This window comes from Alkalibacterium sp. m-11, from assembly GCF_054658155.1.
This window is the reverse complement of the sequence record NZ_BAAGIR010000091.1, coordinates 1-7952: the sequence shown is the minus strand read 5'-3', so window position 1 is coordinate 7952 and position 7952 is coordinate 1. Positions and strand designations below refer to the sequence as shown.

Annotated in this window: 7 protein-coding genes; 5 read left to right on the top strand and 2 right to left on the bottom strand. The window is 44.1% G+C overall.

Annotation, left to right across the window (positions count from 1 at the left end; translation table 11 throughout):
* The first annotated feature begins 111 nt into the window (after window positions 1-111).
* The 4 genes from ACYQ2O_RS09025 (at window position 112) to ACYQ2O_RS09010 (ending at window position 2524) form a co-directional block, all read left to right on the top strand.
* Window positions 112-735 carry a hypothetical protein gene (locus ACYQ2O_RS09025; protein WP_346023847.1) on the top strand — a complete coding sequence of 208 codons (624 nt, stop codon included), beginning with the start codon at window positions 112-114 and terminating at the stop codon, window positions 733-735.
* A gap of 233 nt (window positions 736-968) precedes the next feature.
* Complete coding sequence (locus tag ACYQ2O_RS09020; protein WP_091268538.1) at window positions 969-1433, top strand: Dps family protein; 465 nt, start codon at window positions 969-971, stop codon at window positions 1431-1433.
* A 100-nt stretch (window positions 1434-1533) separates the two neighbouring features.
* On the top strand, window positions 1534-1989 hold the full coding sequence (gene tsaE, locus ACYQ2O_RS09015; protein WP_459769287.1) for a tRNA (adenosine(37)-N6)-threonylcarbamoyltransferase complex ATPase subunit type 1 TsaE: 456 nt from the start codon (window positions 1534-1536) through the stop codon (window positions 1987-1989).
* A 7-nt stretch (window positions 1990-1996) separates the two neighbouring features.
* Entirely contained in the window at window positions 1997-2524 is a 528-nt protein-coding gene (locus ACYQ2O_RS09010; protein WP_346023849.1) for a GNAT family N-acetyltransferase, read from the top strand.
* A gap of 184 nt (window positions 2525-2708) precedes the next feature.
* On the opposite strand, the gene ACYQ2O_RS09005 is transcribed toward ACYQ2O_RS09010, so the two are convergent.
* Window positions 2709-3233, bottom strand: a complete 525-nt coding sequence (locus ACYQ2O_RS09005) for a 3'-5' exonuclease (protein ID WP_346023850.1) — start codon at window positions 3231-3233, stop codon at window positions 2709-2711.
* Window positions 3234-3512: 279 nt separating this feature from the next.
* Between ACYQ2O_RS09005 and ACYQ2O_RS09000 the strand changes: the two genes are divergently transcribed.
* Entirely contained in the window at window positions 3513-4910 is a 1398-nt protein-coding gene (locus tag ACYQ2O_RS09000) for a 6-phospho-beta-glucosidase (protein WP_346023851.1), read from the top strand.
* A gap of 60 nt (window positions 4911-4970) precedes the next feature.
* Here the strand turns inward: ACYQ2O_RS09000 and ACYQ2O_RS08995 are convergent, their stop codons facing one another.
* Window positions 4971-7601, bottom strand: coding sequence for a calcium-translocating P-type ATPase, PMCA-type (locus ACYQ2O_RS08995; RefSeq protein ID WP_346023852.1), 2631 nt, complete (start codon window positions 7599-7601; stop codon window positions 4971-4973).
* Window positions 7602-7952: the final 351 nt, after the last annotated feature.

The following is a 7952-nucleotide window of genomic DNA, read 5'->3' as shown; positions in this document are numbered from 1 at the left end:
GACTGCCTTTTGAGCCTACCCATATCCGATTCCTCTGTCTGCATGAAACCTGTGCAGACAAGAATGGAGTTCGTAGGAAGCCCCCACTTCAAAATCCGGAGGATTTAAGTGGTGGGTAGTTCACTGAACACAGCTGAACAGCTTACTGACAGAGAGGGTCAAGTGTATCCGCATAATACACAAGGAGCAGGAAGTGTTCGTGTGCTTCAGGCGATCGAGGCTGAAACTCTTATCATTCCTGGCAGTCATTCTTTCGGTGTTTTCGAGAAGCAGAAAGGACGAGAGGTACGAAGACAGAGCTTTGAGATTCATAATCTGTCAGACAGCAGAAAACGTCATACTGTCAGTTTTTCCGGAAACAACGGGATCAAAGTCAGCAACAGCAACAATCTGAATATTCAGGCCGGCAGATCAAATTCATTCAACTTCAATGTACAGGTGGCTGCCTCTAATCTGGAACCGGGTTATGTCGAGGGCACCTTTACAATTAGTGATGGAGTCAAGTCATATGATGTACCGACTATCCTGTTTATTCAGGAACCGGATTTCCCGCTTCTGAATGACGTACAATTCGGTCTGATGGACGGCCTGCTGGTCGGGTTAGCCAATCTGACGACAGATGTCGATCAGTTCTCATTGCGTGTCCGAAATGCTGATACAGGCGAACTGCTGACGGAAACGGCTGTTAGTCAGAACGTACCAAGAGGTGAACATTTCTTCGTTGGGATATGCTGATCGATGGTCAGCCACTTGGACCAGGAAATTATGCGTTGAATCCTACTGCAGTATTAGGTGGAAGAGAAACTGAACTGGACGGCGCTGTCCTGACAGTTGGACCTTAGGGAACATGATAAATGAACCAGAAGAAGTCCTTACTTCTTCTGTTTTTTTTGAGCATTTCAATTGATATTGTGAGGGATGTATCATAAACTATAGAAAGAACAAATATTTTAGGAGGCGTTTGATCAATGGCAACAGAATCAGTAACAAGTTATCTGAACAATCTGGTAGCAACTCAGGGCCTTTTCTATATTAAACTGCACCAGGCACACTGGTATATAAAAGGACCGGCATTTTTCGAACTGCATGTAAAGCTCGAAGAGTACTATGACGAACTGACAGAACATTTTGACGCAACTGCAGAAAGACTGCTGCAGCTGGGCGGCGAACCGTATTCTACTTTGAAAGAATTTATCGATCACTCAACGATTAAAGAAGCACCAGGTGAGAAGCATTTAGGTGAAGAAGACATGATCGAATCAGTCGTTCATGATTTTGAAACATTGAGAGATGAATTATCTAAAGGAATCGACATGTTTGATGAAGCGAACGATGATGTAACCGTAGATATTCTGACTGAACAGAAAACCTATGTCGACCAGACGATCTGGATGCTGTGGGCGTTTCTAGGAAAAAATGCACTAGGCGAATAACGGGATAGCAAGAAGAGTCAGCATCCGCTGGCTCTTTTTTGATGTGCACAAACACGTTCAGGTATGGTACTATAAAGTATATTTTTTATGATGAGGGATTATGATGAAAGTGATCACACACAGTGAAGAAGAAACAAAAGCACTGGCCAAGCGACTGGCTGATCAGCTGAAACCCGGAATGACGCTCCTTCTCGAAGGACAGCTTGGAGCAGGGAAAACAACTTTTACAAAAGGTATAGCCGAGGCACTAGGTATAAGCAGGGCAGTAAAAAGTCCGACCTACACATTGATAAAGGAATACACAGATGGAAAACTCCCATTATACCACATGGATCTTTATCGACTGGAAGATTCAGAAGATGAGGACCTGGGTCTGGATGATTATTTTTATGGCGAAGGAATCACGGTCGTCGAATGGGGATCATTTATGAAAGAAGATCTTCCTGAAGAATTTATAGCAGTGTCAATCAATACGTCAGACAATCTGAATGACCGTGAAATCAAATTCTCGGCCCAAGGTGACCAGTACAGAGAAGTATTAGAACGATTGGAGTGAGTTTGATATGGTAAAAGAGCAGACACTGGACTGTACTATCAGAGAAGCGATACCGGACGATGCCGAAGCAGTCATCGATCTGCTGAATCGGACAGCCACTCAGACAGGGTTTATGACCCAGGGGGAAGAAGGACTGGGTATCACTGTTGAAGAAGAAGCTGAAGAGCTGGACAAAATTTATCATTCAGATAACAATACAATACTCCTTGCAGTTGTTGATGGACAAGTCATCGGGATTGCTTCGATCCATGCTTCTTCCAAACCGAAGATCAGGCACATTGGAGACATCGGCATTGTGATCGACAAGGATTACTGGGGTATGGGACTGGGTCGACTGATGATGGAAGACCTGATTGACTGGGCACAGGAGTCCGAAGTGATCAAGCGTCTTCAGCTGCAGGTTCAGCACAGGAACACGCGCGGCCGAGCTCTGTATGAGTCTTTAGGTTTCGATCTTGAAGCAATCATGAAATATGGTGTCAAGGACGCTGGTGAATACCTCGATGTTTGTCAGATGAGCAGGTTAGTATTATAGAAAAATGCTGGACATTCCCTAAATGATTGGGGAGTGTCCAGCATTTTTTGCTTTTATGACATTTGGTATGACCTTCCATATTTACGTAACACCGGAATTCAGATGGAAATGGACTCAGATTGAGGGAGCAGTCGCCACAATAGCACCCAGCTCCCGCCGTCATGTTACCTGCTTATTATCCATTCTACTTAATAAAACGGGTCAGCGTTGATTGTCCAAATTCTTTTTCCTGATTCAGAAGAATTGTCGCACACGCTCGTGCATCTTCCAAAGCATGGTGGTGATTAAACGGAATACCATAATAAGCCGCTACTGTGTTCAGTTTATGATTCGGCAGAATTTTAAGCAGAGCCCGGGAGGAACGGACGGTACATAAGGTTTTAAACTGAGGGATCTGTAAGCCGTAATAAGACAATGTGCCAGTTAGGATGCGTTTGTCAAATGGCATATTGTGAGCAATCACCAGTTGGTCTCTAGTGAAGTACTGATTCATTTCATTCCATACTTCAGGAAACTTAGGTGAATCAAGGACATCCGTTTCTCTAATGCCGTGTATCTGAGTGTTGATGCGGTCAAACCAAGTCTCAGGCTGGATCAGTGAATAATACTCGTCGACAATCTCACTGTCTCTTACAATCGTCAATGCCACAGAACAGGCACTGTGTGTCTGGCGGTTGGCTGTTTCAAAATCTATTGCAGTAAAATTCATAAATGCTCCTCTTTATCTTTGTTTATATTAATCATTGTTCAGTATGTCAAAGTATAGCATGACTGTCCCATACTTCAAGCGAACAGACTGCATTAATTGTGTAGATTCTATTACAGAAGGGGTGTTCTTCTCTGACACAAAGTCTGTTTTAAAGAGCTTATCAGTTATCAATCTGACTGATAACAAAACAAATAAAGAAAGCGCTTGTCTGTAATCAATTACATACATTAAGCTTGGCTTGTAAAGAATTTTGCAGACTAAAATTAGGAGGAAGCACACATGGCAAAAGATGGATTGAAAATTGTAACAATCGGTGGAGGGTCCAGTTATACACCTGAACTGATCGAAGGATATATTAAGCGCAAAGACTTACTTCCAATCAGTGAGATCGTACTTGTAGATATCGAAGCCGGTAAACACAAACTGGATATTGTTGGCGCAATGGCCAGACGAATGGTCAAAGCAGCAGGGCTCGACTGGAAAGTTACGCTGACATTAGATAGAAAATCAGCTTTAAAAGATGCTGACTTTGTCACCACACAATTTAGAGTTGGACTTCTGGATGCACGAGTGAAAGATGAGCGTATCCCGTTGTCACATGGCGTACTGGGGCAGGAGACAAATGGAGCCGGGGGAATGTTTAAAGCTTTCCGTACTATTCCCGTTATTCTCGGTATCATTGAAGACATGAAAACACAGTGTCCGGATGCCTGGCTGGTTAACTTCACAAATCCAGCTGGAATGGTAACAGAAGCGGCAATCAAGCATGGTGGATGGAAGAAAACAGTAGGTCTGTGTAATGTGCCGATCGGCCACCGAAAAATGGCTGCCGAAAAACTGGATATCCCGGAAGAAGACTTGTTCTTCAAGTTCGCCGGAATCAACCACTTCCACTGGCACCGTGTCTGGGACAAGCAGGGGCTGGAGCGGACACACGAAGTCATCGATGCGATTTACAAACCGACTGACGAGGATCAGGAAAGCCATCTGAAAAATATTCACAATGCCAGTTTCCATTACGAACAGATCATAGCGCTTGAGATGCTTCCATGCGGTTACCATAGATATTATTATGCAGAAGATGAGATGCTGAAGCACTCGATTGAGGAATTTGAGAAAGGGGAAACCAGAGCTCAAGTTGTTAAGAAAACCGAAGCGAGATTGTTCGAGCTTTACAAGGATCCTGAATTGGATTATAAGCCTGAAGAGCTGTCCCAGCGTGGAGGCACACATTATAGTGATGCAGCGTGTGAAATCATTGCTGCAATTCAAAACGATCTTCGCACAGAAATGGTCGTTTCGACCGAGAATAATGGAACAGTTACAGACCTGCCATATGACTGTGCTGTAGAAGTATCTGGGGTGGTCACGTCTCACGGATTTGAGCCCTATAACTGGGGAACCTTCACTCCTGAAGCGAGAGGCGTCATCCAAAGTATGAAAGGGATGGAAGAAACCGTCATCCGTGCTGCAATCGATGGAGACTATAATCGTGCATTAAGTGCATTTATCGTCAACCCGCTAGTGCCAGGAGGAGTCGTTGCAAAAGATATACTTGATCAGATGCTTTATGCTCACAAAGATCATCTGCCTCAGTTTGCAGATAAAATCAGAGAGATTGAAGAGAACCAACCAGATACAGTCAATTATGTCGACGAGCTGATGAAAAGTAATTAAACTAAAACAGTGCGGCTCCCTGTAATAAGGGAAACGCACTGTTTTTTTGATAACATGAATTTATTTAAATGGCAGAACTTTCTTTCTCAGCTCCATGATGACTGTCGTGCTGAGGGCAAGTCCGGCAGCGATAGCCCACTGCACAAATCCAAATGAGTCAGGAATCGAGAAGACTCCTCTGACACTAGGAAGTAGTGTTAGACTATACAAGCCAGAACAGACAACGAAAGCGATCAGGACAAATTTATTTTTAAAGAAGCCTGCTTCCACACTCGTCTGAGTGATAGATCGAGCAGGAAAGACTTGCAGGGTACGAGCCAGAATCAGGGTAGTAAAGGCCATGGCGACACTAATTTCAGGTGTATAGTTCAGCAGCCCTATAAACTGAGAAATAATGACAGCCAGCCCGATCAGACTTCCTCTGAATATGACAGTCTGAAGTGTTTGACCGGAGAAAATCGTTTCATCTGGATCTCTCGGTTTTTCTTTCATGACATTCGGTTCTTTAGGTTCGAGACCTAACGCAATTGCAGGCAGTGAATCATTGGCCAGATTGATGAACAGCAGCTGCAGCGCCGTAAATGGACTGATCCAGTTCATAATCAAAGCAAACAGGATAGCAATAACAGCTCCAAGGTTACCGGAGAAAAGATAAGCGATAGCTTTCTTAATGTTGGTGTAAATCGTTCGACCAACAGCTACTGCCTTGACGATCGAAACGAAGTTGTCGTCTGTGAGGATCATATCTGAAGCATCTTTAGCGACATCAGTTCCACTGCCCATGGCTATTCCTATATCGGCCTGTTTAAGGGCGGGTGCATCATTGACGCCGTCACCTGTCATCGCAGTTATCTGGTTTTTATCCTGCCAAGCATTTACAATACGTATTTTGTTTTCAGGTGTGACTCGAGCGTAGACAGTGATTTTTTCCAGGGTTTCCATTAGTTCATTATCAGACAAGGCATCCAATTCCTGCCCGGTAAGTGCCAGGTCGCCTTCACTGGAAATATTCAGATCTCTGGCGATTGCCCGTGCAGTCGTTTTATGGTCTCCTGTAATCATAATTGTCTTGATTCCTGCAGCAGTAGCATCTTCTACTGCGTGGTAGACTTCCTGACGAGGAGGATCGATCATAGCCAGCAGTCCAACAAAAATCAGATCATTTTCGTCCTCCACATCAATGTCTTCTTTATCGATTGGCTTATAGGCAAAAGCCAGTACACGCATAGCCTGATCAGAAAAGTACTCGTTCTGCTCCACCAGTTCTTTTTGAAGCTCTTCGGTTAAGTAGACGACTTCCCCGTTCATTTTAATTTTTGAACAGAGAGAGAAGATGACATCTGGGCCGCCTTTGACCAGAAGCCTTTTTTCTCCATCAATCTCATGCACAGTAGACATGCGTTTACGGCTGGAATCAAACGGCAGTTCTGCAAGACGTGGGTAGGTTTTACGTACAGTGTCGTAAGGCAGATTTTGTTTATTACTGTATGCGATCAGTGCAACTTCAGTGGGATCGCCACTTGATTCTCCGTTTTCACTTAATGTGGAGTCATTCGTCAGGGTCGCGACCTGCATCAGGATCTGTTCGGACTCAGTCCATTTTTCAGGATCACCGGAGAACAGATTGGATTCACCATTTGGAATGTAGGCATCGACCACAGTCATTTTATTTTGAGTCAAGGTACCTGTTTTGTCTGTACAAATCACACTGGTGGATCCGAGCGTTTCTACGGCTGGAAGCTGTCTGATGATGGCATGCTGTTTAGCCATCTTATTTGTACCCACTGAGAGAACGATGGTCACGATCGACCGCAGAGCTTCAGGAATGGCAGCAACAGCGACAGCAACGGCAAACATAAATGCATCCAACAATGGGACTGTAATATCTTCAGCATTACCTAAGAAGATACGCCCTGCTTGAATAGCGAATATGAGAATAGACAGAAGCAGGATAGCCCAGCCCAGTTTCTTACTGAAGTGTTCCAGTTTACGCTGCAGAGGCGTCTGTTTGGAAGAAGCGCCTTGAATCAGCTGAGCCACTTTCCCCATTTCAGTGGACTCTCCGATTGCAGTGACGACAAAGTTCCCTCGTCCGTAAGTGACCAGCGTTCCACTGTAGACCATATTGATTCGGTCGGCAAGAGGCGTATCTTCAGCCAGCTCATTTGTTCTTTTTTCAGATGAAACTGATTCCCCAGTCAGCGACCCCTCCTGGACTTGAAGCGATTCAGCTTCTACCAGGCGACCGTCGGCAGGAATATTATCTCCCGCTTCCAGTACAACAATATCACCCACTGTGATGTTTTTAGCTTCGATCGATTGAGTCGATCCATCTCTCAGTACTTTGGCGCTGGGTGATGCCATCTTACGAAGAGATTCCAATGAATCTTCCGCTTTTTTTGTCTGCACGACACTTAGAAGAGAGTTCAGTATCAGAACTGTAAAAATGATCAGTGGTTCGAGCTGTTCGCCGATCAGGACCTGAATGATGGCCACGATCAGCAGAACGATGACCATAGGATCCTTGAACGATTCGATAAATAGGGAGAGAATCGAGCGTCGATCCTTTTGAGCAATTTCGTTTAAGCCATACTGCTCCAGGCGACTGGTTACCTCCTTTGTAGTCAGCCCTTCACGGGAAGCATTCAGTTCTGTTAGAACTTCTTCACTCTTACGTTTATAGTAATCCATCTAATTATCCTTTCTACTAATCGGAAGCAATAGATAAAAAAAGACGCATACGGAAGGCCTATTCCGTATACGTCTCACAATTTAATGCAGCACCAGCAGATGAGTCATCTACGATTGGTGGCACTGCAACAGAAAATATCCTGCCTGTTACTCCCGTACAGTATTCATTTGTCCTGATAATTATAATCCCTCTTAACTAAAATAGCAACAATTAAATATCCTGTATATGTGTAAAGTTATTCTCGGAAATTTATTCTAGAAATCTGAAACGCAGTTTATTGTTTTTGTCTTTCTCAAGCCTATTTTGCTCTTCGAGCTTTTAAAAGGCTTGAGAAAGTCAGTTCTAATTAA

Excerpts from the sequence above, each read along its gene's own strand:
- ACYQ2O_RS09005 (WP_346023850.1), bottom strand. The coding sequence starts at position 3,233 with ATGAATTTTACTGCAATAGATTTTGAAACAGCCAACCGCCAGACACAC.
- ACYQ2O_RS09010 (WP_346023849.1), top strand. The coding sequence starts at position 1,997 with ATGGTAAAAGAGCAGACACTGGACTGTACTATCAGAGAAGCGATACCG.
- ACYQ2O_RS09000 (WP_346023851.1), top strand. The coding sequence starts at position 3,513 with ATGGCAAAAGATGGATTGAAAATTGTAACAATCGGTGGAGGGTCCAGT.
- ACYQ2O_RS08995 (WP_346023852.1), bottom strand. The coding sequence starts at position 7,601 with ATGGATTACTATAAACGTAAGAGTGAAGAAGTTCTAACAGAACTGAAT.
- ACYQ2O_RS09020 (WP_091268538.1), top strand. The coding sequence starts at position 969 with ATGGCAACAGAATCAGTAACAAGTTATCTGAACAATCTGGTAGCAACT.
- tsaE (WP_459769287.1), top strand. The coding sequence starts at position 1,534 with ATGATGAAAGTGATCACACACAGTGAAGAAGAAACAAAAGCACTGGCC.